The sequence below is a fragment of the Stutzerimonas azotifigens DSM 17556 genome (assembly GCF_000425625.1).
Lineage (GTDB): Bacteria > Pseudomonadota > Gammaproteobacteria > Pseudomonadales > Pseudomonadaceae > Stutzerimonas > Stutzerimonas azotifigens.
The window spans coordinates 1-25,425 of sequence record NZ_KE384418.1 but is presented as its reverse complement, the minus strand read 5'-3'; the positions used below and the strand labels follow the sequence as shown (position 1 = coordinate 25,425).

At 70.8% G+C, this 25,425-nt stretch carries 20 protein-coding genes; 11 read left to right on the top strand and 9 right to left on the bottom strand.

The features are described from left to right. Window positions 1-287 precede the first annotated feature (287 nt). Window positions 288-4,091 carry a PAS domain S-box protein gene (locus H610_RS0119960; protein WP_084166512.1) on the top strand — a complete coding sequence of 1,268 codons (3,804 nt, stop codon included), beginning with the start codon at window positions 288-290 and terminating at the stop codon, window positions 4,089-4,091. 308 nt (window positions 4,092-4,399) lie between these two features. Here the strand turns inward: H610_RS0119960 and H610_RS0119955 are convergent, their stop codons facing one another. Next, on the bottom strand, window positions 4,400-5,953 hold the full coding sequence (locus H610_RS0119955; protein WP_028241309.1) for a sigma-54-dependent phenylalanine hydroxylase transcriptional regulator PhhR: 1,554 nt from the start codon (window positions 5,951-5,953) through the stop codon (window positions 4,400-4,402). Between H610_RS0119955 and H610_RS25735 the strand changes: the two genes are divergently transcribed. Next, window positions 5,946-6,098, top strand: coding sequence for a hypothetical protein (locus H610_RS25735; RefSeq protein ID WP_161630488.1), 153 nt, complete (start codon window positions 5,946-5,948; stop codon window positions 6,096-6,098). The genes H610_RS0119955 and H610_RS25735 overlap by 8 nt on opposite strands. 83 nt (window positions 6,099-6,181) lie before the next feature. Here the strand turns inward: H610_RS25735 and H610_RS0119950 are convergent, their stop codons facing one another. The 5 genes from H610_RS0119950 to H610_RS0119930 form a co-directional block, all read right to left on the bottom strand. Further along, window positions 6,182-7,159, bottom strand: coding sequence for a D-2-hydroxyacid dehydrogenase family protein (locus H610_RS0119950; protein WP_028241308.1), 978 nt, complete (start codon window positions 7,157-7,159; stop codon window positions 6,182-6,184). Window positions 7,160-7,238: 79 nt separating this feature from the next. Further along, on the bottom strand, window positions 7,239-8,423 hold the full coding sequence (gene tcuB, locus H610_RS0119945) for a tricarballylate utilization 4Fe-4S protein TcuB (protein WP_028241307.1): 1,185 nt from the start codon (window positions 8,421-8,423) through the stop codon (window positions 7,239-7,241). After that, on the bottom strand, window positions 8,410-9,864 hold the full coding sequence (gene tcuA / locus H610_RS0119940; protein ID WP_028241306.1) for an FAD-dependent tricarballylate dehydrogenase TcuA: 1,455 nt from the start codon (window positions 9,862-9,864) through the stop codon (window positions 8,410-8,412). Before tcuA ends, tcuB begins: the two co-directional genes overlap by 14 nt. A 136-nt stretch (window positions 9,865-10,000) precedes the next feature. Beyond that, window positions 10,001-10,933: a LysR substrate-binding domain-containing protein gene (locus tag H610_RS0119935; RefSeq protein ID WP_028241305.1), complete on the bottom strand. Its 933-nt coding sequence runs from the start codon at window positions 10,931-10,933 to the stop codon at window positions 10,001-10,003. Between the two features lie 372 nt (window positions 10,934-11,305). Continuing rightward, window positions 11,306-12,286 (bottom strand): Bug family tripartite tricarboxylate transporter substrate binding protein, encoded by a 981-nt coding sequence (locus H610_RS0119930; protein WP_028241304.1) that lies wholly within the window; start codon window positions 12,284-12,286, stop codon window positions 11,306-11,308. Between the two features lie 451 nt (window positions 12,287-12,737). On the opposite strand from H610_RS0119930, the gene phhA reads away from it, so the two are divergent. From phhA to H610_RS0119915, 3 genes are all read left to right on the top strand, one after another. Next, window positions 12,738-13,523 (top strand): phenylalanine 4-monooxygenase, encoded by a 786-nt coding sequence (phhA, locus tag H610_RS0119925; RefSeq protein ID WP_028241303.1) that lies wholly within the window; start codon window positions 12,738-12,740, stop codon window positions 13,521-13,523. A 123-nt stretch (window positions 13,524-13,646) separates the two neighbouring features. Next, window positions 13,647-14,003 carry a 4a-hydroxytetrahydrobiopterin dehydratase gene (locus H610_RS0119920; RefSeq protein WP_028241302.1) on the top strand — a complete coding sequence of 119 codons (357 nt, stop codon included), beginning with the start codon at window positions 13,647-13,649 and terminating at the stop codon, window positions 14,001-14,003. Then, window positions 14,000-15,196, top strand: coding sequence for an amino acid aminotransferase (locus H610_RS0119915; protein WP_028241301.1), 1,197 nt, complete (start codon window positions 14,000-14,002; stop codon window positions 15,194-15,196). Before H610_RS0119920 ends, H610_RS0119915 begins: the two co-directional genes overlap by 4 nt. 358 nt (window positions 15,197-15,554) lie before the next feature. Here the strand turns inward: H610_RS0119915 and H610_RS0119910 are convergent, their stop codons facing one another. Genes H610_RS0119910 through ptsP form a run of 3 tightly spaced genes read right to left on the bottom strand, consistent with a single transcriptional unit; the run spans window position 15,555 to window position 21,126 of the window. Beyond that, entirely contained in the window at window positions 15,555-17,294 is a 1,740-nt protein-coding gene (locus H610_RS0119910) for a PTS fructose-like transporter subunit IIB (protein WP_028241300.1), read from the bottom strand. Next, entirely contained in the window at window positions 17,291-18,253 is a 963-nt protein-coding gene (gene pfkB, locus H610_RS0119905) for a 1-phosphofructokinase (RefSeq protein ID WP_028241299.1), read from the bottom strand. The genes H610_RS0119910 and pfkB overlap by 4 nt, the downstream gene beginning before the upstream one ends. Continuing rightward, window positions 18,253-21,126, bottom strand: coding sequence for a phosphoenolpyruvate--protein phosphotransferase (gene ptsP / locus H610_RS0119900; protein ID WP_028241298.1), 2,874 nt, complete (start codon window positions 21,124-21,126; stop codon window positions 18,253-18,255). The genes pfkB and ptsP overlap by 1 nt, the downstream gene beginning before the upstream one ends. Before the next feature lie 148 nt (window positions 21,127-21,274). Between ptsP and cra the strand changes: the two genes are divergently transcribed. The 6 genes from cra (at window position 21,275) to H610_RS0119870 (ending at window position 25,225) form a co-directional block, all read left to right on the top strand. Beyond that, entirely contained in the window at window positions 21,275-22,282 is a 1,008-nt protein-coding gene (gene cra, locus H610_RS0119895; protein ID WP_028241297.1) for a catabolite repressor/activator, read from the top strand. 35 nt (window positions 22,283-22,317) lie between these two features. Further along, the gene (locus tag H610_RS0119890) at window positions 22,318-22,623 is read left to right on the top strand and encodes a nucleotide pyrophosphohydrolase (RefSeq protein WP_028241296.1); all 306 of its coding nucleotides are present in this window, start codon (window positions 22,318-22,320) and stop codon (window positions 22,621-22,623) included. Then, window positions 22,620-23,369, top strand: a complete 750-nt coding sequence (locus H610_RS0119885; RefSeq protein ID WP_028241295.1) for a methyltransferase domain-containing protein — start codon at window positions 22,620-22,622, stop codon at window positions 23,367-23,369. Before H610_RS0119890 ends, H610_RS0119885 begins: the two co-directional genes overlap by 4 nt. A gap of 17 nt (window positions 23,370-23,386) precedes the next feature. After that, the gene (locus H610_RS0119880; RefSeq protein WP_028241294.1) at window positions 23,387-23,992 is read left to right on the top strand and encodes a DUF4136 domain-containing protein; all 606 of its coding nucleotides are present in this window, start codon (window positions 23,387-23,389) and stop codon (window positions 23,990-23,992) included. 21 nt (window positions 23,993-24,013) lie between these two features. Next, window positions 24,014-24,568: a DUF4136 domain-containing protein gene (locus tag H610_RS0119875; protein ID WP_028241293.1), complete on the top strand. Its 555-nt coding sequence runs from the start codon at window positions 24,014-24,016 to the stop codon at window positions 24,566-24,568. A gap of 207 nt (window positions 24,569-24,775) precedes the next feature. Further along, window positions 24,776-25,225: a DMT family transporter gene (locus tag H610_RS0119870; protein ID WP_028241292.1), complete on the top strand. Its 450-nt coding sequence runs from the start codon at window positions 24,776-24,778 to the stop codon at window positions 25,223-25,225. The last annotated feature ends 200 nt before the right edge of the window (window positions 25,226-25,425 follow it).

Sequence of the window (25,425 nt, the reverse complement as noted above, 5' to 3'; positions counted from 1 at the left end):
CAGCTCCGCTTTTCCCTTCCCCCGGGAGAAGGTGGCCCGCAGGGCCGGATGAGGAGAGCCCCGCGGCCCCAGCCAGCCAAGGGCACAGGGGCGCTACCGTGCTTTTTTTCCAGGACGCCATGAAGGGCGCGCCTGCCACAGGGAACCTGCGTGTACGGGTGTTCGTCGCGGCGCCCGATGACGTCTCGCTGGAACCGGGGCTGCCGGGGGGACGTCACACCAAGACAACCCGGGGAGCGCCCCCGCCCGTTCCGCTGTCGACGCGCACTCCATGAGATAGGTCCGTTTTGAAAGACACCCGTGAAACGCCGTCGCCCGAGACCCGCCTGCCGCTGGACAACGAGGCGTTGCTCTCGGCCATCCTCGAAAGCGCTCAGGACTACGGCATCATCGCCACGGACATGGAAGGCCGGATCACGTTCTGGAACGAGGGTGCCTGCCGCCTGCTCGGCTGGCGGCAGGACGAAGTGCTCGGCCAGCCGGCCGACCTGTTCGTCACACCAGAAGACCGCGCCTCCGGCCGCCCGCAGGAGGAGCGGGAAATGGCCCTGGCCGAGCGCCGGGCCGCCGACGAGCGCTGGCACGAGCGCCGCGACGGCTCGCAGTTCTGGGCGCTGGGCGAAATGCAGCCGCTCACGATGCCGTCCGGCGAAATCATCGGGTTTCTCAAGATTCTGCGCGACCGCACCGAACAGTACCTGGCCATCCAGCTGACGCGCGAGCAGAGCGCCACCGGCTGGCGCGTACCGGACGCGCTGAGCAGCGGGCTGATCGTGCTCAGCCTCGATGGCCGGCTCAAATACATGAGCGAAGGCTGCAAGCGCATCATGGAGGTCGACGACTTCTCCCGCTACGTCGACCAGCAATGGGCCGACTGGTGGTCCGGCCAGGACCGCCACGATGCACAGCAGGCCCTGGCCCGTGCAGCCAAGGGCGGGATCGGGCGCTTCCAGGGGCTGGCGCCGACCGCCAGCGGCATCCCCCGCTGGTGGGACGTCCAGGTGGTGCCCTGCCTGGGCGGCGAAGGCGAGCCGGAGCGGATCATCTGCATCGCCCAGGACATCACCCACAGCCGGCGGGGCCCGGCCCCCGCGCAGCCCCACGAGGCGCATGTGCAGGCCGCCGAGGAGTCGATCGAGTCGATCGTCTGGACCACCGAGGCCAACGGCGAGGTCAGCACCCGGCAGCCGGGCTGGGAGGCGCTGACCGGGCAGACCTTCGAGCAGTACAAGGGCTGGGGTTGGACCCAGGCCCTGCATCCGGGCGACATCCAGGCGGCGATGGACGGCTGGCTGGCGGCCATCAAGGAGCGCCGCGCCTACCGGGTGGAATGTCGCGTGCGCCGGCGCGACGGCTCCTGGGGGCTGTTCTCGATCAGCTCCACGCCGCAGTTCGACGCCCAAGGCCGGGTCAGCTCCTGGATCGGCGCGCACATCGACATCTCCAGCCACCGCGCCGCGCAGGAGGCCCTGCGCCTGGAAACCAACCGGCTGCGCATCCTCAACCGGGTCGGCACGCGCCTGGCCGCCGAACTGGACCTCGACAAGCTGGTGCAGGAGGCCACCGACGCCGCCGTGGCGCTGACCGGCGCGCAGTTCGGCGCCTTCTTCTACAACGTGATCGACCAGGCGGGCGAGAGCTACATGCTCTACGCCCTCTCCGGCGTGGCCCGCGAGGCCTTCTCGAAATTCCCCATGCCGCGCAACACCGCGGTGTTCAGCCAGACCTTCAAGGGCCTCGGGGTGATGCGCTCGGACGACATCACCCGCGACCCACGCTATGGCCGCAACGCGCCCCATCGCGGCATGCCCGAGGGCCATCTGCCGGTGCGCAGCTACCTGGCGGTGCCGGTGATGTCGCGTTCCGGCGAAGTGCTCGGCGGCCTGCTGTTCGGGCACGAAGCGCCGGGCATGTTCAACGAGGAACACGAGCATCTGCTGATCGGCATCGCCGGGCAGGCGGCGATCGCCATCGACAACGCGCGGCTGTTCCGCGCCTCGCAACTGGAGATCGAACAGCGCAAGGAGGTCGAAGCCCTGGCCAACCTGCGCAACGAGCGGCTGCAGATCCTTTCCGAGGCGATCGAGCGGACGCCCTCGGCCCACTCGCTGAAGGAGCTGATCGGCATTCTCGCGGAGGCCGGCGCCAGGCTCGCCGGGGCCGACGGCGTGGCGCTGGTACTGCGCGAGGGCGAGATGTGCCACTGCGTCGAGGAAATCAGTCCGACCCCGCTCTGGACCGGGCGGCGCATCGCGATGCGCGACTGCCTCTCCGGGCAGGCGATGCACACCCAACGGACCATCGCCATCACCGACGTGAGCCAGGACCCCAGGGCCGTCCCGGAGCTCTACGATGCCAATACCGTGCGCGGCCTGGTGATGGTGCCGATCGTCAGCGATGGCGAATCGATCGCCGCCATAGGACTGCGCTGGTCGAGGCCGCACCCCGCGACCGACGATGAAATCGCCATCATCGAGGCCATGACCCGTTCGGCCGGCGCGGTGCTCAAGCGCCTGGAGGCCGAGCAGGCGCTGCGCACCCTGAACGAGACGCTGGAGGCCCAGGTCGCCGAACGCACTGCCGACCGCGACCGGATGTGGCGGCTCTCCGCCGCGATGATGCTGGTGGCGCGGTTCGACGGCACCATCAACGCGGTCAACCCGGCCTGGCAGCACCTGCTCGGCTGGGAGGAGCACGAACTGCTGGGCCATCGGTTCTACGAATTCATCCATCCGGACGACCTGGACCACACCCGCGCCGAGGTCGAGGACCTGACGACCGGAAAGACCACGCTGCGCCTGGAAAACCGCTGCCGGCACAAGGACGGCAGCTACCGCTGGCTGTCCTGGATCGCCGTGCCGGAGGACGGGCTGATCCACGCCGTGGGTCGCGACATCAACGCCGAAAAGGAGCAGGCCCAGGCGCTGCAGCTGGCCGAGGAAGCGCTGCGCCAGGCGCAGAAGATGGAAGCGGTCGGCCAGCTCACCGGTGGCATCGCCCACGATTTCAACAACCTGCTGACCGGCATCATCGGCTCGCTGGACATGATGCAGATACGCATCGCCCAAGGGCGTTTCGACGCCGTCGAGCGCTATCACCATGCGGCCATGGCCTCGGCTACCCGCGCCGGGGCGCTGACCCACCGCCTGCTCGCCTTCGCCCGTCGCCAACCGCTGGCGCCCAAGCCGGTGGACGCCAACCGGATGGTGGTGTCGATGGAGGAGCTGCTGCGCCGCACCCTGGGCGAGAGCATCGATCTGGAACTGGTGACCGCCGGCGGCCTGTGGCTGACGCTGTGCGATCCCAACCAGCTAGAGAGCGCCATCCTCAACCTGGCGATCAACGCCCGCGATGCCATGTCCGCCGGCGGCAAGCTCACCATCGAGACCTGCAACACCCATCTAGATCGCACCTACACCGCGCGCTTCCACCACCTCAAGCCCGGCCAGTACGTGTGCATCGCCGTGACCGACACCGGCACCGGCATGGCGCCGCAGGTGATCGAGCGCGCCTTCGACCCCTTCTTCACCACCAAGCCGGTGGGCCAGGGCACCGGCCTCGGGCTGTCGATGATCTACGGCTTCGCCCAGCAGTCCGAGGGCCACGCGCGCATCTACTCGGAGGTCGGCCAGGGCTCGACGGTCAAGTTGTACCTGCCGCGCGCGTATGGCGAGGCTGAAGACGACCAGCAACTGGCAGGCCTCAACGATGCACACCGCACCGAGGAAGGCGAAACGGTGCTGGTTGTCGAGGACGAGCCGGTGGTGCGCGACCTGATCGTCGAAGTCCTGCGCGACCTCGGCTACCGCACGCTGGAGGCGGCCGACGGCCCCGACGGCCTGCAACTGCTGCATAGCCGCAACGGCATCGACCTGCTGATCACCGACATGGGCCTGCCCGGCATGAACGGCCGCCAGCTGGCCGATCAGGCACGCCTGGATCGTCCGGAGCTGAAGGTGCTGTTCATCACCGGCTATGCCGAGAACGCCACCCTGGCCAGCGGCTTCCTCGAGCCGGGCATGGAAATGCTGACCAAGCCCTTCGCCATCGAGACCCTGGCCCAGCGCGTGCGCGAGATGATCGAGCGTTAGGCGGCCATCGCTCCCCGCCTCGTGGGTCTCGACCGCTAACGATTCGCCACCCAGAGTCGTCGCGGTCAGACCGCTCCTGCAGAGCATCGCCCCGAGGGCGGGCCTCCCACGAAAGCAAAGGGTGCTCACCGAATCCTGTGGGAGGCTCCCGACGGCTAGGCATTCACCACATCCCCGTGGGTTGCGTGCCCTGGCGGCGACTGCGAGCCGGGCGCCCTTGGCTGCGAACGGCGATCCGGGACCTGTTCTGCGGCCAGACAGTTGCTCCCACGAGCCGGCTCCCTTCGCCAGGGCGAACGCGCCGCGCGCTACTCGCGGCCGATGCCGTGGTCGCGCAGCTTGTTGGCGACGGTGGTGTGCGACACGCCGAGCCGCTTGCCCAGCTGGCGGCTGCTCGGGTGCTGCGCGTAGAGGCTCTGCAGCACCGCCTTCTCGAAGCGCCCGAGAATCTCCGCCAGGCTGCCGTCGAGGGAAAAGTCGCCCAGCGGCTGCGCCGCCCCGTAGCCCGGCAGGCGGATGTGCGCCGGCCTGATCAGCCCGCCCTCGCATAGCGACACGGCCTGGAACAGGGTGTTCTCCAGCTGCCGCACGTTGCCCGGCCAGTGGTAGCCGGCCAGCCGCTCCAGCGCCTCGGGCGAGAGCTGCGGCAGCGGGCAGCCGATCTGCCGGCTGGCCTGGTCGATGAAGTGCAGGGCCAGCGGCTCGAGGCCGTCGAGGCACTCGCGCAACGGCGGGATCTGAAGCGACAGCACATTCAGCCGGTGATAGAGGTCCTGGCGGAATTCGCCGCGGGCGCACAGCTCGGACAGGTCCTGCTGGGTGGCGCAGATCACCCGCACGTCGAGGAACACCTCCTCGTCGCTGCCGACCCGGCGGAAGCCGCCGTCCTGCAGGAAGCGCACGAGCTTGGCCTGCAGCCGCGGGCTCATCTCGCCGACGCCGTCGAGAAACAGCGTGCCGCCGGCGGTCAGCTCCAGCAGCCCGAGCTTGCCCTCCGGTCGCGCGCCCTCGAAGGCGCCGGGGCCGTAGCCGAACAGCTCGGTCTCGGCCATGGATTCCGGCAGCCCGGCACAGTTCAGCGCCATGAACGGCGACTGGCCGCGCGGGCTGGACAGGTGGCAGGCGCGTGCCAGCAGCTCCTTGCCGGTACCGGTCTCGCCCTCGATCAGCAGCGGCGCGTCCAGCGGTGCCATGCGCCGGGCCTCGCGCACCACCGCGGCCATCCGCCTGGAACTCTGGAAGATGCTGTCGAAGCCGCGCAGCTCCTGCTTGCGCACCTGGTAGATGCGCTCGCCGACGCGGTCGGCGCGGTGCAGCGTGAGCACGGCGCCGGCCAGCGCCTCGCTGTCCTCGTGCTCGGACTGCAGCGGCGCGATGTCGGCGAGGAACACGTCGCCGCGGATCTTCACCCGCAGCCCGTTGATCCGCGCGCGGTTGGCCCGCACCAGCTCCGGCAGGTCGAAATCCTCGGCGTAGCGCGACAGGGCGATGCCCGGCACCTCGTCCACCCGCACTCCGAGCAACTGCGCCGCTGCGCGGTTGGCGGCGACGATGTGGCCGCCCATGTCGATCGACAGCACCGGGAACTCCAGCGCACCGAGCAGGGCGTTCAGCTCCATGTGGTGCCGTTCGCTGGGCATCAGCCCGACCCGCCGCACCTCGAACACCCCGGGCAGCGCCTCGAGCTTCGGCCGCAAGGCCTGCAGTTGCAGGTTCATCAGGTTCGGGCAGTGCAGGTACACGGCATTGCCGTGCTCACCGCCGACCTCGCCGCGGGCGACGTTGATGCCGTAGTCGACCAGTTGGTTGAGCATGTCGCGCAGGATGCCCACGCGGTTCTGACAGAGGATGCGGATGCGCACGAAAGAAGACCGTCTTGTTGTTATGGGGCGGGCGGCACGATCCGGTCGCATCGCCGTCGGCTGTCAAGATTATTTGACGCTGTGCGAAAGCCGCAAGGTCGAGTGCCCGCCGATCAGCCTGAGGCTTGAAGGCTTGAAGGCTTGAAGCCCACACAAGCGGCAAATGCACACCGGACACTGTGGGAGGCGCGCCCTCGCGGCGATGCAGGCCGCAGGCCTGCCGGAAGCTCAGCCGCCACGCCGTACGCCGACCTCCGGATTGGCCAGCTCGCACGCCTCGCCGGCGAAGAAGGCGCGCACGTTGGCGAAGGCGTCGCCGAAGTAGAGCTCGTACCCCTGGCGCTCCACGTAGCCCAGGTGCGGCGTGCACAGCACCTTCGGATGGCGCAGCAGCGGATGCCCGGGGTCGACCAGCGGCTCCTGCTCAAACACGTCGAGCGCGGCGAAGCCCGGGCGCCCCTGATCGAGCGCCTGGAGCAGTGCGCCGGGTGCGATCAGCTCGGCGCGGCTGATGTTGAGCAGCAGCGCGCTCGGCTTCATGCGCGCCAGGTCCTCGGCGGTGACCAGGTGCCGGGTGCCCTCCACCAGCCGCAGGTTGAGGCTGAGCACGTCGGCCTCGGCGAAGAACGCCTCGCGGCTGGTCGCGGCGCGGTGGCCATCGCGCTCGGCGGCCGCGCGCGAAGCCTCGCTGCCCCACACCAGCACCGGCATCTCGAAGGCCTGGGCGTAGCGCGCCAGGCGCTGGCCGATCTTGCCGTAGCCCCAGATGCCGAGCGTCTGCCCGCACAGCCGCTCGCCAAGGTTGACCTGCCACTGCCCGGCATACAGTCCCCGGATCGCCGGCACCAGTTGCCGCCGCGCCATCAGCATCAGGCTCCAGGCCAGCTCGGCCGGCGCGATCGGAGAGCCGCGCCCTTCCATCACCGCCACGCCGTGCCGGGTGCAGGCGGCGAGGTCGAGGTGCGCCGCGACCTTGCCGGTCTGGCTGATCAGCTTGAGCCGCGGCAGCCGGGCCAGCAGCGCCTCGCCGATGGCCGTGCGCTCGCGCGTCAGCACCAGGGCATCGGCGTCGGCGAAGCGCTCGGCCAGCCGCTCGGGGTCGTTTTCCGCATCGTGGTAGACGCTGACGCTGTGCCCGTCGATCATGGCGAAACAGTCCAGCGAACGGATGACGTTCTGGTAGTCGTCGGGGATGACGATATGCATGCGCAACTCTCCCTGGTCGCCAGCCCGTGGTCCGCGCCGACGCGTGCCGATGATCCGGACCGCCGGCCGGGCGGCGGCTTCACTCGCTGCCCAGCTTGAGCCGGTCCGGTTGCCTTTTCTCGATCGCGTACTTTAGCAGCGCGGCGCTGCGGAAGATGCCATGGGCGAACTTGCCGTAGGGCATGGTCAGGAAGAAGGCCATCACCACGCCCAGGTGCACCGCCAGCAGGATCGCCATGGCGCCGGTGTCGCGGCCGATCAGCAGGGCGAAGCCGGTCAGGCTGATCAGCAGCAGCAGGGCGATGAAACCCCGGTCCATCGGCCGCTGGGCGACGTCGCCCTGGGCCGGGTCGCGCCGGTAGCCGAGCACCAGCAGCCCGGCCGGGCCGATCACCAGGCCGATGCCGCCGGCGATGCCGAGCAATACCGGCAGGCTGAACACCGGATAGGGCGCCTCGGCGCCGAGCAGGTAATGGTAGAGCGTGGCCACGCCGGTGGCGGCGAAGCACAGCATGAAGCCGTAGAAGGTCAGGTGGTGGTAACGCCGCCGCCACAGGGTGAAGCGGTCGCTCTCGTTGTTGCAGCCCTGGCCGTGGCCGCCGTCCAGGTACTTGAGCCTGAGCACCGCGCCGGAGGCCTCCAGCGTCGCCGCACCGGTGGCGACGGCCTCGGTCTCGGCCGGGGTGATGCCCTTCCAGAAGCGCCGCACGCCGACGCCCAGCGCCAGCACGGCGAAGCCGAAGGCGCCGCCGAACATCAGCGCCAGGGTGTTGTGCGGGAACACCGCGTAGAAGTCGCTGGCCAGGCGCCCGGGCAGCAGGGTGCCGTTGACCAGCAGCGCCAGCAGCAGGAACAGCGCCAGGCCGGCGGCCCCCGCCAGCGCCATGGTCAGCCCGTTGCGCCGGTACAGGGCGCCGAAGGCGGCCGGCCAGGCGTAATCGCTATAGGTGTCGAGCCGCACCTTGGCCATCGCCTGCGGCACGTTGACGGCGAACTCGTGGGGCGCCGCATACTGGCAGGCGTGCAGGCAGGCGCCGCAGTTGTGGCAGAGGTTGGCCAGGTAGTGGATGTCCGCCTTGGCGAACTCCAGGCGCCGGGTCATGGCCGGGAACACCGCGCAGAAGCCTTCGCAGTAGCGGCAGGCGTTGCAGATGTGCAGCTGGCGGTCGACTTCGGCCTCGGCGACGCTGAGCACCGGGATCAGTTCGTAGGGCTCGCCCTGCCCGACAGGGGCGTCCACGGCGATGGGATCACGCAATTGCATGTGCTTTTCCTTCGTTCACGGCAGGGGTGTGGTGGCCGGCGGCAGCAGCGGCGCGGGTGCCGGCGATGCGGCCGAAGGCGGTGCCGATGCTCATCCCGACGCCGGCGGTGTAGCCCTTGCCGAGCACGTTGCCGGCCATCATCTCGCCGGCGACGAACAGGTTCGCGCAGGGCTCGCCGGCGAAGTGCACCGCGGCGTTCTCGTCGGTCTTCAGGCCCAGGTAGGTGAAGGTCACCCCCGGCTTGAGCGCGTAGCCGTAGAACGGCGGCGTATCGAGCGGGCGCGCCCAGTGCGTCTTGGCCGGCTCGACGCCCTCGGTGTGGCAGTCGTCCAACTGCGTGTGGTCGAACTGGCCGACGCGGCAGGCGCGGTTGTAGGCCTCGATGCTCTCGACCAAGGCCGCCTCGGGCAACTCCAGCTTGCGCGCCAGTTCGGCCAGGCTGCCGGCGGTGGTGCCGGGGAACACCGGAGGCATGAAGCGGCCGATGGCCTTCTGGTCGATGATCGAGAAGGCGATCTGCCCCGGCTGCTGCGCCACCAGGCGGCCCCAGATGGCGTAGCGCTTGGGCCAGAAGTCCTCGCCCTCGTCGTAGAAGCGGCGGCCCTCGCGGTTGACCACCACGCCCAGCGACACGCAGTCGATGCGCGTGCAGATGCCGCCGTCGTAGAGCGGTGCGCGGGCGTCGATGGCCACCATGTGCGCCTGGGTCGGGTCGCCGATCACGTCGGCGCCGGCCTCGATCATGCTGCGCAGCAGCACGCCCCGGTTGAAGCGCGTGCCACGAATGAGGAAGTTGTCGGCCGGCCATTCGCCGCGTTCGTTCTGCCCCCAGGCCTCGCGCAGCCATTCGCGATTGGATTCGAAGCCGCCCGCCGCCAGCACGCAGGCCCGCGCCTCGATGCGTTCGGCCGGCAGCGTACGGCCGCCCACTTCGCGCGGCGGCACGTGGGCGGCGACGAAGCGGCCATCGCGCATTTCCACTGAATCGACCGGAGTGTCGTAGCGGATCTGCACGCCGAGCGCCTCGGCGCTGCGGTAGTACGCATTGACCAGCGCCTTGCCGCCGCCCATGAAGAAGGCGTTGGTGCGCGCCACGTGCAGCGCGCCGGAGAGCGGCGGCTGGAAGTGCACGCCGTGGCGGCGCATCCAGCCGCGGCAGGTGGACGAGGCGCGGATGGCGATGCGCGCCAGCCGCTCGTTAGTGATGCCGCCGGTGACGCGCAGCAGGTCCTGCCAGTACTCCTCCTCGGGATAGGCCTCGACCAGCACGTCCTGGGGTTCGTCGTGCATGCAGCGCAGGTTGCGCGTGTGCTGCGAGTTGCCGCCGCGCCATTCGCGCGGCGAGGCCTCCAGCAGCAGGACGCTGGCACCGGCCTCGCGGGCCATCAGCGCCGCGCACAGGGCGGCGTTGCCACCGCCCACGACTAGAACATCGATCATCACCCTCTCCTCGCCACGGAGGAGACCCGATCGCGCCTCCCTCCTGTCCGCGACGACTGTAGGGAGCGGCCCGGCCCGCCGAAAGGCCACTTCCGGCAAAGGGTGTTTAGTTTTGCTAAAGGGGCGCGGAGGCGAATCAGCCCTGCGCTTCGTAGAGACTGGCCCCGGGCCAGCGGCCCTGGCGCACCAGCTCGCAGGCCACGTCCGCGATCACCACCCGGGCCGCCAGCGCGGCGGGCGACAGTTCGTCCTCGGAGAGCGTCACCAGCAGGTTGCGCCGGGTCACGTGGGCGTCCTCGATCTGCACCACGGCCAGGCCGGACTCGCCGGAACGCGCCGCCGCCGCGCCGGGTTGGATGGTGGCGGCATAACCGCCGCGCACCGCCTGCATCAGCAGCGCCAGGCCGTCGATCTCCATGACGATGTTCGGCTCGATGCCGGAGCGCTCGAAGGTGGCCATCAGCGTGGTACGCAACCCGTGCTGCTGGCTCGGCAGCACCAGCGGCAGCCGGCCGAGTTCGGCGAGACGCACGGTTTCACCGGTCGGTGCGCCGTCGAGCCTGGGCGAGGTGATGACGAACAGCTGCTCGTCGAGCAGCGGCCGGACGTTCCAGCGCTTGCCGCTGTCGGCCTGGAACAGCACGGCGAGGTCGAGCTGGCGGGCGTTGAGCTGGTTGGCCAGGTAGCCGGAGAGCATCTCCACCAGGTGCAACTGGATGTCCGGATAGCGCTCGCGCATGGCGTTGATCAGCGGCAAGGCCAGCACCGAGGCGGTGGTCGGCGGCAGGCCGACGCTGACGTAGCCGCTCATGCGCCCGCGCTGCGCGGCCTGCACGGCATTCTCCGCCTGGCGCAGGGTCAGCCGCGCATGGTGCTGGAAGGCGATGCCGGCGCTGGTCAGCACCACGCCGGTGCTGGTGCGGCTGAGCAGGCGGGTGCACAGCTCGCTTTCCAGCTTGCTGATCTGCTGGCTCAGCGCCGAGGTGCCGATGCCCAGCTCCAGCGCGGCCCGCCCCAGACTTTTGTGCTCCACGGCGATCAGGAAATAACGTAGTTGCCTCAGCTCCATGATGGCGCCCGTTCCTTGTCGAAGCGACCGGCCACCCCGTGCGACCGATGCGCCGGCACCTGCCGGCACCGGTTTTCGCGCAGGGTAAGGGAGCCTGCGCCGGCTTCCAACCGATGGTGGGCTTTCGCGTGGCCCGCTACCGGCATGCCGGTGCGTTGGCGGCCTCGATTCGTTACGCAAAGAGGTGCGCAGGGATGGGGTGAATGCCGCAAGCCCGTCGGGAGCCTCCCACAGATTCGGTGGGCACCCTTTGCTTTCGTGGGAGGCCCGCCCTCGGGGCGATGCTCTGGTGTGGCGCGGTCTCGATCGCGGTCGAGACCGCTCCCGCGATCATGCCCAGGGCGCCCCTGGGCGAGACGAGTCCAGGTCGGCCTACTGCTGCTGCGTCAGCCCGAACTCCGCGGCCAGCGCCTTGTATTGCTCGACCTGCTTGTACACGTAGGTCTGCAGCTCTTCGCCGGTGATCGACAGCGGCAGCAGGTCGCGCTGCTCGCGCATCTTGGCGAACTCCTCGCTGGCCAGCAGCGTGTCGAACTGTTGCTTCCACCAGGCGTAGTCCTCGTCGCTGACCTCCGGGCCGACGTAGAAGCCGCGGGCGATCGGCCAGCTGACGTCGAAGCCCTGCTCCTTGGCGGTGGGGATATTGCCCAGCGCACCGGGCAGGCGTTCGTCCGCCAGCACCGCCAGGACCCGCACCTTGCCGGCCGCCAGCTGCGCGGTCGCCTCGCCGATGCCGCTGGTGATCACCTGCACGTGCCCGCCGAGCAGCGCGGTCATCGGCTCGCCGCCGCCCTCGAAGGCCACGTAGCGCAGCTTCTTCGGATCGACGCCGGCGGTGCGCGCGACCATCGCCGCCTGCATCCAGTCCTGGCTGCCGATGGTGCCGCCGGCGCCGATCACCAGGCCGGTGGGGTCCTTGCGCAGCGCCTCCACCAGGTCGTCGAAATCCTTCAGCGGCGAATCCTCACGCACGGTCACCGCCCCGTAGTCGGTGCCGATGGCCGCCAGCCAGCGCACCGCCTTCTCGTCGTAGCGGCCGAACTTGCCCTGCGCCAGGTTGAGCAGCGAGCCGCTGGACCAGGCGGTGATGGTGCCCGGTTCGCCCGCGCGCTGCGCCACCACCGTGTTGTAGGCCACCGCGCCGATGCCACCCGGCATGTAGGTCACGCGCATCGGAGCCTCCAGCAGGCCGGCGTCGCGCAGGCCGCCCTGGGCCAGCTTGCAGGTGATGTCGAAGCCGCCGCCGGGCTTGGCCGGGGCGAGGCATTCCGGGCGCTTGGGCTCGGCCCAAAGCTGGGAGCAGATCAACAGGCTGGAGGTGACCAGCGCGAGCCGGCCGAGGGGGTGTTTCATGGCGTTCTCCTGTGGAGTCTTGTTCTGTTCTTTCGGCGGCGTCCGGGCGATGCATGGCGCCACCGCATCCACCCACCGTCATCAGGCGCGGCTGGCGGTTTGACACGACAGCCGCACCATAGGGCGCCCGGGCCGGCGAACGAAAGGCGGGCTCGCCAATGGGGTCTTCAGTTTCGCTAAAGGACGGTGCCGATCCGCGCATGACGTGGCGCGCACGCCTGCTGCAGAAGAGGCTTTGTCTGTATCCGAGAAAAAATCCGTAAAGGAAAAATTACGAAAACCAACGCCGAGCCCCCTACCAGCTAGATCGCTTGCGATGCCGTACGGATATCTTTACAGCCCCAACCGAACCAGCCGCCAACGATCCGCCGGGCCGACCTGCCATTCGATGCGTCAGGGCATTTGAATGGGTCAGCGATAACAACAACAGCACGGCCACCCTGGAGGTCCGATGAAAACCACTCAGTACGTCGCCCGCGAGCCGGACGCGCGTGGGCACATCCACTACCCGGATGCCGAACATGCGGTCTGGCAGACGCTGATCGAACGCCAGATGAAGGTCATCGAAGGCCGTGCCTGCCAGGAATACCTGGACGGCCTCGAACAGCTCGCCCTGCCCCGCGAGCGCATCCCCCAGCTCGGCGAGATCAACCGCGTGCTGGACGCCGCCACCGGCTGGCAGGTGGCCCGGGTGCCGGCGCTGATTCCCTTCCAGACCTTCTTCGAGCTGCTGGCGAGCAAACGCTTCCCGGTCGCCACCTTCATCCGCACGCCGGAGGAACTGGATTACCTGCAGGAGCCGGACATCTTCCACGAGATCTTCGGCCACTGCCCGCTGCTCACCAATCCCTGGTTCGCCGAGTTCACCCGCACCTACGGCACGCTCGGGCTGAAGGCGAGCAAGGAGGAGCGCGTGTACCTGGCGCGGCTGTACTGGATGACCGTGGAGTTCGGCCTGGTCGACACCCCCGCCGGCCGCAGGATCTACGGCGGCGGCATCCTCTCCTCGCCGAAGGAGACGCTCTACAGCCTGTCCGGCGAACCGGAGCACCAGCCGTTCGACCCGCTCGAGGCCATGCGCACGCCCTACCGCATCGATATCCTGCAGCCGCTGTATTTCGTGCTGCCCGACCTGCGGCGGCTGTTCGAGCTGGCCCACGAGGACATCATGGGCCTGGTCCGCCGCGCCATGCGGCTCGGCCTGCACGCGCCGAAGTTTCCGCCGAAGGCGGCGTAGGGTGGATGACGCCGCTTGCGGCTTATCCACCGGCCTTCACCCTTGTTTCGCGGTGGAAAACGCTTGCGCGGTTTTCCACCCTACGTTCGACGACGCAACCGTTTTCCCACAAGGAGCCCGACCATGACCGCTCTCAGCCAAGCCCACTGCGAAGCCTGCCGCGCCGACGCGCCCAGGGTGAGCGACGAAGAACTCGCCGAACTGATCAGGCAGATCCCCGACTGGAACATCGAGACCCGCGACGGCCATCTGGAGCTGGAGAAGGCGTTCCTGTTCAAGAACTTCAAACACGCCCTGGCCTTCACCAACGCGGTCGGCGAGATCGCCGAGGCCGAGGGGCACCACCCCGGCCTGCTGACCGAGTGGGGCAAGGTCACCGTGACCTGGTGGAGCCACTCGATCAAGGGCCTGCACCGCAACGATTTCATCATGGCCGCGCGCACCGACGAGCTCGCCGCACGGGCGGAGGGACGCAAGTGACGCCCTTCGCGAAGGTCGAGCGGGTCCCGGGCGATCCCATCCTCGGCCTGATGGAGGCCTTCCGCGCCGATCCGCGGCCGGGCAAGCTGGATCTCGGCGTCGGCGTCTACCGCGATGCCGAGGGCCGCACGCCCATCCCCCGCGCGGTCAAGCTGGCCGAGCAGCGGCTGGTCGACGGCGAACCGACCAAGGCCTACGTCGGCGGCCACGGCGATGCGCGTTTCGGCGAGCTGATGAGCCGCCTGGTGCTGGGCGACTCGCCGCTGCCGGGCGCCGGCCGCGTCGGCCTGACCCAGACGCCCGGCGGCACCGGTGCCCTGCGTCTGGCCGGCGACTTCATCGCCCGCTGCCTGCCGGGCCGGCGCCTGTGGCTGAGCGACCCGACCTGGCCAATCCACGAGACGCTGTTCCCGGCCGCCGGCGTGCCGGTCGGGCACTACCCCTACGTCGGTGCCGACAACCGGCTCGACGTGCCAGGCCTGCTGGCGGCGCTCGAGCGCATTCCCAGCGGCGACGTGGTACTGCTGCATGCCTGCTGCCACAACCCAACCGGCTTCGACCTGAGCCCGGCGCACTGGCAACAGGTGCTCGAGGTGGTGCGCGCCCGCGAGCTGCTGCCGCTGTTCGACCTGGCCTACCAGGGTTTCGGCGACGGCCTGGCGCAGGACGCCTGTGCCGTGCGGCTGTTCGCCGAGGCCCTGCCGGCCATGCTGGTCACCCTGTCGTGCTCGAAGAACTTCGGCCTGTACCGCGAGCGCACCGGCGCGCTGATGGTGATCGCCGAAGACGCCTCGCGCCTGGCCGCGGTGCGCAGCCAACTGGCCTCCATGGCCCGCAACCTCTGGTCGACCCCACCCAGCCACGGCGCTGCGGTAGTGGCCGAAGTGCTCGGCGACGATGCGCTGCGGCGGCTCTGGGAAGAGGAGCTCGACGGCATGCGCCGGCGCATCGTGACGCTGCGCCAGGGGCTGATCGAAGCCCTGCGTCCGCACGGGCTGGACGCGCGCTTCGCGCACATCGCCGAGCAGCGCGGGATGTTCTCCTACACCGGGCTGACCGCCGATCAGGTCCTGCGCCTGCGCGCCGAGGACGGCGTCTACCTGCTGGAGACCGGCCGCGCCAACGTCGCCGGCCTCGACGCCGAGCGGCTCGGCAGCCTCGCCGCGGCCATCGCGCGGGTAGCGCGATTGTAGTTGGGCCGGGCGATGCGCCGCTTCAGTCCAGCAGCGGACCAAGGCAATGGCTCGCTGGTGGGCTGAAGCCCACCCTACGCCTTATGGCGCCGAACCCGTGGGGTCTCGACCGCTCGGCCCGCGCTACCGAAATGGCGCAAGCATGGAGCCATTCGCGAGCAAGCTCGCTCCTACGAGCCAGTGCCCGCATGCGGATTCTTGGTACACATGCGGGCAACCGTAGGGTGGGTCGGGCGGCGTTCCGCTTCAGCCCACCAATGGACACAAAAGGTGGGTCGAAGCCCGGAGACACGCACAAACCCGGCCATATTCCTCCGGGTGAGGGAGCCTCTGCCAAGGAAAGAAGGGAAAAACCCGTTCAGGCCCTGGCCTCGACCAGCAGGCCCTCCTTCTCCTCGCGCTTGATCACCGCGTAGATCACCCCGGTCAGCAGGCTGCCGGCGGCGATCGCCAGCAGGTACAGCAGCGCGTGGTTGATGGCGTTCGGGATCAGCAGCACGAACAGCCCGCCGTGCGGCGCCAGCAGCCGGGTGCCGAAGGCCATCGCCAGGGCGCCGGTCAGGGCGCCGCCGGCGATGCTCGCGGGAATCACCCGCAACGGATCCTTGGCGGCGAACGGGATGGCGCCTTCGGAAATGAAGCAGCAGCCCAGCACCAATGCCGCCTTGCCGGCCTCGCGTTCGCTCTGGGCGAACTTGCGCCGCGCCAGCAGGCTGGCGATGCCCATGCCGATCGGCGGCACCATGCCGGCGGCCATGGTCGCGGCCATCGGCGCGTAGCTCTGCGAGGCCAGCAGGCCGACGGAAAAGGCATAGGCCGCCTTGTTGATCGGCCCGCCGAGGTCGACGCACATCATCGCGCCGAGCAGCAGGCCGAGCAGGATGGCGTTGGAGGTGCCCATGTCGTCGAGGAAGGCAGTCAGCCCCGCGAGCATCCCGGCCACCGGCTTACCGACCACGTAGATCATCACCAGCCCGGTGAACAGGCTGGCCAGCAGCGGAATGATCAGGATCGGCTTGAGCGATTCGACGCTGGCCGGCAGTTTCACCCAGCGCACCACCGCCAGCGCCGAGTAGCCGGCGAGAAAGCCGGCCACGATGCCGCCGATGAAGCCGGCGCCGAGGGTGCCGGCCAGCAGCCCGCCGATCATCCCCGGCGCCAGGCCCGGGCGGTCGGCGATCGAATAGGCGATGTAGCCGGCCAGCAGCGGCACCATCAGCTGGAAGGCGGTCTCGCCGCCGATCTGCATCAGCGCCGCGGCGAGGGTGCCCTCCTCCTTGAACGCCTCGATGCCGAAGACGAACGACAGCGCGATCAGCAGGCCGCCGGCGACCACCATCGGCAGCATGTAGGACACCCCGGTGAGCAGGTGCTTGTAGACCCCGGGCTTCTCCGCCTTGCGCGTGCCGCCCGCCGCGGCCGGCGCGCTGCCGGCGAGCGGCGCGGCCTCTTGCAGCGCGCGCCTCAAGGTCGCCTCCGGCTGCTTCAGCGCCACCCCGGTGCCGCAGCGGTACACCCGCTTGCCGGCGAAGGGCGTGACGTCCACCTCGATGTCGGCGGCCAGCAGCACGGCGTCGGCCTCGGCGATGGCCTGCGGGTCGAGCGGATTGCGCGCGCCGACCGAACCGCGGGTCTCCACCTGCAGTTCGTAGCCCAGCCTGACGGCGGCCTGCTGCAGCGCCTCGGCGGCCATGAAGGTGTGCGCCACGCCGGTCGGGCAGGCGGTGACGGCGACCAGCTTCGGCCGCGCGCCGGCGGCTTCGGCGACCGCGGACGCGGGCTCGCCCTCGAACACCGTCGCCTCGCTCGCCGCGCGGCGCAGGAACGCCTGCGGATCGCGCAGCGCCTCGGCCGGGGTCGACTGCACCAGGCGCTTGCCGACGAAGCGGTCGAGCGCCAGCGGCCCGGTCTTGACCACCACCACCAGCTCGGCTTCGGCGATCTCCTGCGCGGTCAGCGGCGAGCCGATGGCGCGCGGGTCGTGCACCTCCACCCGGGTCGACCAGCCGAGGCGCTGCGCCGCGGCCTCCAGCAGGCGGGAGGTCAGCACGCTGGTCACCATGCCGCTGGGGCAGGCGGTCACGATCAGTACGTTCATTGAGGTTGCCTCTTGTCATTGTTCCGGCCGGCCACCTGCACGGCCACCGCCGCCCCCAGCGCGGCGAGGCGGGCCGGGTCGGGGATGCCGAACGCCAGCTGCGACACCGCCTGGGCGGCGATCGCGGTGGCCAGGCGCAGGGTGCGCTCGGCCGGCCAGCCGGCCAGCAGGCCGTGCAGCATGCCGGCCAGCAGCGAGTCGCCGGCGCCCACCGTGCTGACCACCTCGACCCGCGGCGGCCGCGACCGCCAGGCCGCGTCGGGGGCGAACCAGCTCACCCCGTCGGCACCGCGCGAGACCACCAGGTGCTCGATGCCGGCGGCCTGCAGGCGCCCGGCCTGCGCCACCAGCGAATCCTCGTCGGTCAGCGGGTGGCCGCAGGCCTCGGCCAGTTCCTCCAGGTTCGGCTTGACCAGCCAGGGCCGCGCGCGCAGGCCCGCGGCCAACGCCGGCCCGCTGGTGTCCAGCGCCAAGGGCACGCCGTGGCGGCCGAGGCGCGCGAGCAGTTCGCCGAACCAGGCGAGGTCGATCCCGCGTGGCAGGCTGCCGGCCACCACCACCGCGGCGTGCCCGGGCACCAGCGTGTCGAGCCGCTCCAGCAGCGCCTGGCGGGCACCCGCCTCGATCAGCAGCCCGGGACCGTTGACGTCGGTGACGCGGCCATCGGCCTCGGCCAGCTTGAGATTGTTGCGGGTCGCACCCGGCACGCGGACGAAGGCGTCGGCGAAGCCGCGCGCGGCGAACAGCGCGTCGAAGGCCTGCGGGTTGTCGATACCGAGAAAGCCGCTCACGGTCAGCCGGTGGCCGAGGTCGGCCAGCACCTGGGCGACGTTCAGCCCCTTGCCGGCGGCCTGCACGTGCAGCGCTTCGCCACGGTTCACCTCGCCGGGTCGCAGCTGCGGCAGGCGCACGGTGAGGTCGAGCGCGGGGTTGAGGGTCAGGGTCAGGATGCGCGCCATCAGCCATGCTCCATCACGTGGGCGCGCACTTCGCGCGGGCCCGGCAGCGCCAGCGCCTCGGCGGCCAGCTGCTGGCAGCGGCTCAGGGTCAGTTCGCGCACGCGCGCCTTGACCAGCGCGATGCTGCGCGCCGAGACGCTCAGCTCATCGATGCCCAGGCCCAGCAGCAGCGGCACCGCCAGCGTATCGGCGGCCAGTTCGCCGCAGACGCCGACCCACTTGCCGTGGCGATGCGCCGCCTGCACGGTCATCTCGATCAGCCGCAGCACCGCCGGGTGCAGGCCGTCGGCCTGTGCCGAGAGCGTCGGGTGGCCGCGGTCGATGGCCAGGGTGTACTGGGTCAGGTCGTTGGTGCCGATGCTGAAGAAATCCACCTCGGCCGCCAGCACCGGCGCCAGCAGCGCCGCGCTGGGCACCTCGACCATGATCCCGACCTGCAGGTCGGGCACGGCATAGCCCGGCAGCAGGCGGTCGACCAGCGCACGGGCCTGGCGCCATTCGTCGACGCTGCCGACCATCGGGAACATGATCCGCAGCGGACGCTCGCCGCCCGAGGCCAGCAGCGCGCGCAGCTGGATCTCCAGCAGTTCCGGCCGCTGCAGGCTCAGGCGGATGCCGCGCACGCCGAGGAAGGGATTCTCCTCGGCCGGCAGCGGCAGGTACGGCAGCGGCTTGTCGCCGCCGACGTCGAGGGTGCGCACCACCAGCGGCCGCCCGTCGAGGGCTTCGAGCACGCGCCGGTACTCGGCCTCCTGGGTCGCCTGGTCGGGCGCCTGCGGATGGTCCATGAACACCAGCTCGGTACGCAGCAGGCCGATGCCCTCGGCGCCCAGCTCGACCGCCTGCGCGGTCTCGCCGCTGGCGCCGATGTTGGCGACCACCTCGACCCGGTGGCCGTCGCCGGTCAACGCCGGCTCCAGCCGCCGGGCGTCGGCCTGGCGCTGGCGCTCGGCGCGCTGCTCGCGCATGCGCAGGGCGTGCGCCATTTCGGTCTCGCTCGGCGCTACCTGCAATTCGCCGCGGTCGCCGTCGAGCAGCAGGCGCGTGCGCGAGGCCAGCGCCAGCACCGTCTCGCCGGCGCCGACCAGCGCCGGGATGCCCAGCGCCCGGGCGATGATCGCGCTGTGCGAGGTGGGCCCGCCGCGCGCGGTGAGGATGCCGGCCACGCGCTGGCGGTTGAGGGTGGCCACGTCGGAGGGAGCGACCTCGTCCATCACCAGGATGTAGGGCTCGTCCGGCGCCTGCTCGCTCTCGGCGCCGAGCAGGCAGGCCAGCACCCGGCGGCCGACGTCGCGCAGATCGGCGGCACGCTCGGCCAGCAGCGCGTCGTGCAGCGCCTCCTGCTGGCGGGCGGCGGCTTCCACCTCGGCGGCCCAGGCCGCCTCGGCGCTGGCGCCGGCCTGCAGGCGCGCGGCCACGTCCTCGCGCAGCGCCGGGTCGCGCAGCATCGCCTGGTGGGTGGTGAAGATGTCGCGGATGCTGTCGATCTCGGCCTCGCGCACCAGCCGGTCGATTTCCCGGTAGACGCTGTCCAGCGCCGCTTCCAGACGCTGCGACTCGGCCGCCGGCGACTCGCCGCGCTCGGGGTATTCCAGGGTCAGTTGCCGGCGCACCAGCGCCGGGCCGATGGCGATGCCCGGCGAGGCCGCGGTCGCCTGCAGCCGCGTGCCGGGCGGCGGTGCGCTGATCGCCTCGCTCAGCGGGCTGGCCGCGGGTGCGGCGAGCGCGGCCGCACCACCCGCCGGCAGCGGCTCGACCGCCTCGCCGAGGCCGGCCTCGACCGCCGCCACCAGTGCCGGCAGGGCATCGGCGGCAATGGCCGGCTCGGCGAGGAATTCCAGCTGCTGGCCGCGCTGCAGGCCGAGCGCGAGCAGCCGGCTCAGGCTCTTGGCGGACACGCCGGGCGTCTCGGTGTCCGCCAGGCGAAGGCGGATCTCGCCGTCGAACGACTGCGCCAGCTCGGTCAGGGCCTTGGCCGGGCGCGCGTGCAGGCCGTGGGAATTGGCCAGCGTCACTCGTGCGCTCGGCCAGTCGGCGGCGACCTGACCACCGAGCGCCTGCACCACCGCGCGGCTGGAAGTGGCCTGGGACAGCTCGGCGGCGCGGCCCTCGATGAGCAGGTCGCAGAGCCGTTCGAGCAGGTTGCGGTGCGCCTCGCCGAGACTGGCCAGACAGAACAGGCCGGCCACCGGCTCGCCCTCGTGGGTCAGCGGCTGCGCCGGGGTGACGAAGGCCAACCCCGGGCGCAGCACCGCCTGGTCGCTGCTCAGCCACCAGAGGCCCTGCCCGAGCGGCAATGCCTGTTCCAGCACCAGCGGGTTGCCGAAGCCCTGGGCGACGCATTCGGCCTTCTTCAGCAGGCGCACGCCCTGCCAGGCCAGTTCGTCGAAGTCCTCGGCCTGCACCCCGAGGCCCACCAGCTGGCCGTCGAGCGCCAACTCCTGGGGGGCGCCGCGCAGCAGCTCGACGATCGCCTCGGCGCTCGACGCCCGCTGCAGGGCCTGGCTCAGGTCGTCCTCGCCGAGCGCCCGGGTGAGCAGCTGGAGCAGGCGCAGGTGCTCGTCCGAGCGGGCGGCGATGCCGATCGCCAGGTAGACGATCTGCCCCTCGCCCCAGTCCACGCCTTCAGGGAAATGCAGCAGGCGCACGCCGGTGTCGTGCACCAGCTCCCGGGTTTCCGGGGTGCCGTGGGGAATCGCGATGCCCTGCCCGAGGTAGGTCGAGCCCTGCGCCTCGCGGGCGCGCAGTCCGTCGAGATAGCCCTCGGCGACCAGCCCGTCGGCCACCAGCACTTCGGCCAGCTGCCGCAGGGCGGCCGGCTTGTCGGGGGCGGACCGGTGCATGCGGATGTGTTGCGCGTTCAGGTCGAGCATGGGATCTCCTCTGCGCGGCGGGCGGGCGCTGGGGCGGGATGCGAAAGGGACCCCGGCCTTGCTGAAACGTTTCATCAAAGGCTGGTACGGTAATCAATCCTGGGCGATTCTTGAAGCCCCGCACATCCGCGCCGACAGGACGCCAACCTTGAAACTGACCGACATCGCCCGGCTCGCCGGAGTTTCCGTCACCACCGCCAGTTACGTGATCAACGGCCAGGCGGCGCGCCGGCGCATCAGCCCGGCGACCGTCGAACGCGTGCTGGCGGTGGTGCGCGAGCAGGGCTACCGGCCGGACCAGCAGGCCGCCGGCCTGCGCCGCGGGCAGACGCGCACGCTCGGCTTCGTCATCCCCGATCTGGAGAACCCGAGCTACGCGCGAATCGCCAAGCTGCTCGAACAGCGCGCCCGCGAGCGCGGCTACCAGCTGCTGATCGCCAGCTCGGACGACGAACCGCAGACCGAACGGCAGGTGCTCGAGGTGCTGCGCGCGCGCCGCTGCGACGCGCTGATCGTCGCCAGTTGCCTGCCGGCCGACGACGACACCTACCACCGCCTGCTCGCCGGCGGCCTGCCGGTGGTCGCGGTGGACCGCGCGCTGGACCCGCGGACCTTCCACTCGGTGGTCAGCGACGACCACGCCGCCGGCCGCCTGCTCACCGGCTCGCTGCTGCAGCCGCCGCCGCGGCACATCGCGCTGATCGGCGCGCGCCCGGCGCTGCCCATCAGCCAGGCGCGCGAACAGGGCTTCCGCGAGGCGCTGGCGGGCTACGACGGGCGCATCAGCGTGCGGCGCGCCGAACAGTTCAGCCGCGAATGCGGGCGCCGGGCGATGCTGGAACTGCTCGCGGCGGACATGCCGGATGCGCTGGTCACCACCGCCTACGTGCTGCTCGAGGGCGTTTTCGACGCCCTGCGCGAGCGTGCCCGCCTGTGGCCGGCCGGGCTGCGCCTGGCGACCTTCGGCGACGCCCAGTTGCTGGACTACCTGCCGCTGCCGGTCAACGCCATCTCGCAGCAGCACGCGCGCATCGCCGAACGCGCGCTGGACGTCGCCCTGCGCGCCCTGGAGGCCGACGAGTACCGCCCGGGCGTGGAGGCCATCGAACGCCGGCTGTGCCTGCGCGACCGAGGCTTGTCGCCGCCGGCGCCCTGACGGAAGCTAGGCGTCCGCACATCCCGGGTACCCTCATGAACCTCGACGACATCCTCGGCCGCCTGCACGCGATCCGCGACCGCAACGACTGGCGACGCTTCCACAGCCCGAAGAACCTGGCCATGGCCGCCAGCGTGGAAATGGCCGAACTGGTGGAGATCTTCCAGTGGCTCGGCGAGGACGAGGCGCGGCAACTGCCGGCCGAAACGCGCGAGCACGTCGGCCAGGAGGTCGGCGACATCCTCATGTACCTGATGCTGCTGTGCGGCGAGCTGGGCATCGACATGGAGCGCGCGCTGCTGGACAAGCTGGCCGACAACGAACGGCGCTTCGCCCGATGAGCGACCGCCACTTCGACAGCCTCGCCGCGCGCTTCGCGGAAAAGATCTACGGCGGCGCCAAGGGCGCGATCCGCCTCGCCGTGCTGCAGGCCGACCTGGCCGAGGTGCTGCCGCCGCGCCCGCTGCGGGTGCTGGACATCGGCGCCGGGCTCGGCCACATGAGCCTGTGGCTGGCGCAACAGGGCCACGCGGTGACCGTCGCCGAACCGGCCGAGCCGATGCTCGACGGCGCCCGCGCGCGCTTCGCCGAGGCCGGGCTCGAGGCGCGCTTCGTCCAGGCGCCCTGGCAGGCGCTGGAAGACCGGGTGCAGGGGCCGTTCGACCTGGTGGTCTGCCACGCGGTGCTCGAATGGCTGGCCGAGCCGCAGGCGATCCTGCCGCTGCTGCGGCGCTTCACCGCCGACGACGGCTGGCTGTCGCTGGCCTTCTACAACCGCGACGCGCTGGTCTACCGCAACCTGCTCAAGGGCCACTTCCGCAAGCTGCGCAGCGGCCGCCTGGCCGGCGAGCGGCAGAGCCTGACGCCGCAGGAGCCACTCGACCCGCGCGAGCTGGAGGCGCAACTCGCCACCGCCTGGCGGGTCGAACACAAGAGCGGAGTCCGGGTGTTCCACGACTACATGCCGCCGGACTTCCAGGCGCGCACCGAACCGGCCGAGCTGATCGAGATGGAGCTGGCCTACCGCCGCCATCCGGCCTTCGCCGGGCTCGGGCGCTACCTGCACTGGCTGTGCCGGCCCCGCTGAGGTCGGACGGAGGGCATATGCACCGTCTCATCGCCGTAATACTGCTCGGTCTCGGGCTGGCGGCCTGCCAGAGCCACAACCCCTACGAACCCGAGGCGGCGCCGATTCCACCGGCGCCGGCGAGCCTGCCGCCAGCCAGCGCCACCTACCCCGCCGCGCCGGTGGACTTCTCCAGCTACCGCTACTGGCAATGGCGCACGCCGCCGGCGGCGACCGGCATCATCGGCAGCGAGACGCTGCAGGAGATCGTCTCCGGCGCGCTCGACCAGCACGGCCTGCGTCCGGCACCGGCCGGGACAGAGCAGGCGCTGGCGATCAGCGCCGCGCTGCGCAGCGAGACCCGCGTGCGCCAGGTCTACGACGACTACGGTGGCTTCTCCGGATACTACGGCTCGGGCTACTACGGCCATCCAGGCGTCGGCCTGTGGGGCAGCCCGCCGCTGCGGGTGCGCCAGTACCAGGAAGAGGTGGCCGTGGTGCACCTCGAATTCCACGATGCCGCCAGCGGCCGGTTGCTGTGGAGCAACCGTGCCGAAGCACGCGGCGGCGACAGCCAGAGGGAACGCCAGGAGGCCTTGCGCGAGGCCGTCCGGCAGGCCCTCGAAGGCTTCCCGCCGCGCTGACCCACTTGTGAGGAGGTCACCATGATCCAGCGTCTGTTCCTGTTGCCCGCGCTCCTGCTGCTCGCCGCCTGCCAGACGGTGCAGCTCGAGCGCGACTTCGACCCCAACCGTGATTTTTCCGGCTACCGGCAGTGGAGCTGGCGCGATCCGGCGGTGCGCTACCAGCCCGAGGACCCGCGCCTGCAGAGCGACCTGACCGAGCAGCGCGTGCGCGAGGCGGTCGACGGCCAGCTCGAACAGCGCGGTCTGCGCCCGGCCCCGGCCGGCAGCCAGGGCGACCTGCAGGTGCAGGCCTGGCTGATGGTGGACAAGCGCGAGCAGCAGATGGTGACCCACTACGGCAGCATGTGGGGCCCCTGGTCGGGCTACTGGGGCCCGGGATACACGGAGGCGCGAACGGTGGAGTACCAGGTCGGCACCCTGCAGGTCGACCTCTACGACGCCCGCGACGGCAAGCTGGTATGGCGTGGCAGCGCCAGCCAGGTGCTGCCCAGCGGCTCGCCCGGCCCGCAGGAGCGCGCCACGGCGATCCGCGAAACGGTGGCCAAGGTGCTCTCGCAGTATCCGCCGCATTGAACCTGACGGGTCGGCGGGAAACCGCCGGCTCGTAGGGTGCGCCGCGCGCACCGCTCGCCCGGCCCCGGCCGGCCCTCCGCCGGCCGCCCCCAATTGCGCTCCTGCAAACACCCTCCCGCAAACGCGGCGGACCGAACGCACCGAACGATTGGCCGCACCCGCCCGTTTGCGCATACTGCGCGACTCGCGTCCGACTGGAGTTCCCGAATGCCCGCAACACCCTGGTGGCTGTTCGTCCTGCCCTTCGTCGCCGGCGCCGGCCTGCCGCTGCAGGCGGGCATCAACGGCCAACTGGCGCGCCACGTGTCGAGCGTCATGGCCGCCTCGCTGATTTCCTTCGCGGTGGGCACGGTGCTGCTGCTGGGCATCACCCTGGCGCAGCGCGAACTGCCGGCGCTGCAGGCGCTGCGCGGGCTCAGCTGGTGGCACTGGAGCGGCGGCCTGTTCGGCGCGCTGTTCATCTTCACCGCGACCCTGGCCGGGCCGCGCATCGGCGCGCTGCTGTTCATGGCCCTGGTGCTGGCCGGCCAGCTCTCGGCCGCCACCGCGCTGGACCACTTCGGCGCCGCGGGCTTTCGCGAGGCGCCGGTCAGCCTCGGCAAGATCGCCGGGCTGCTGCTGATCTTCGCCGGTGTGTGGATGATCCGCCGCGGCTGAAAGCCGCTTCGTGGGAGGGTCGACCTCGGGGCGAGCTCGCTTCTCCGTTCTCCCCCGGCGAAGGTGGCCCGCAGAGCTGGGATAAGGGAGGCGTGGCACTGCGACAGGTGCATGCCGGTTCGCGGTCAAGACTGCGGACGAGACCCCCGGCGCAAGCCGGGGCCGGGAGCTGTAGAGTCATTGCTTGATGCTCGGCAGCG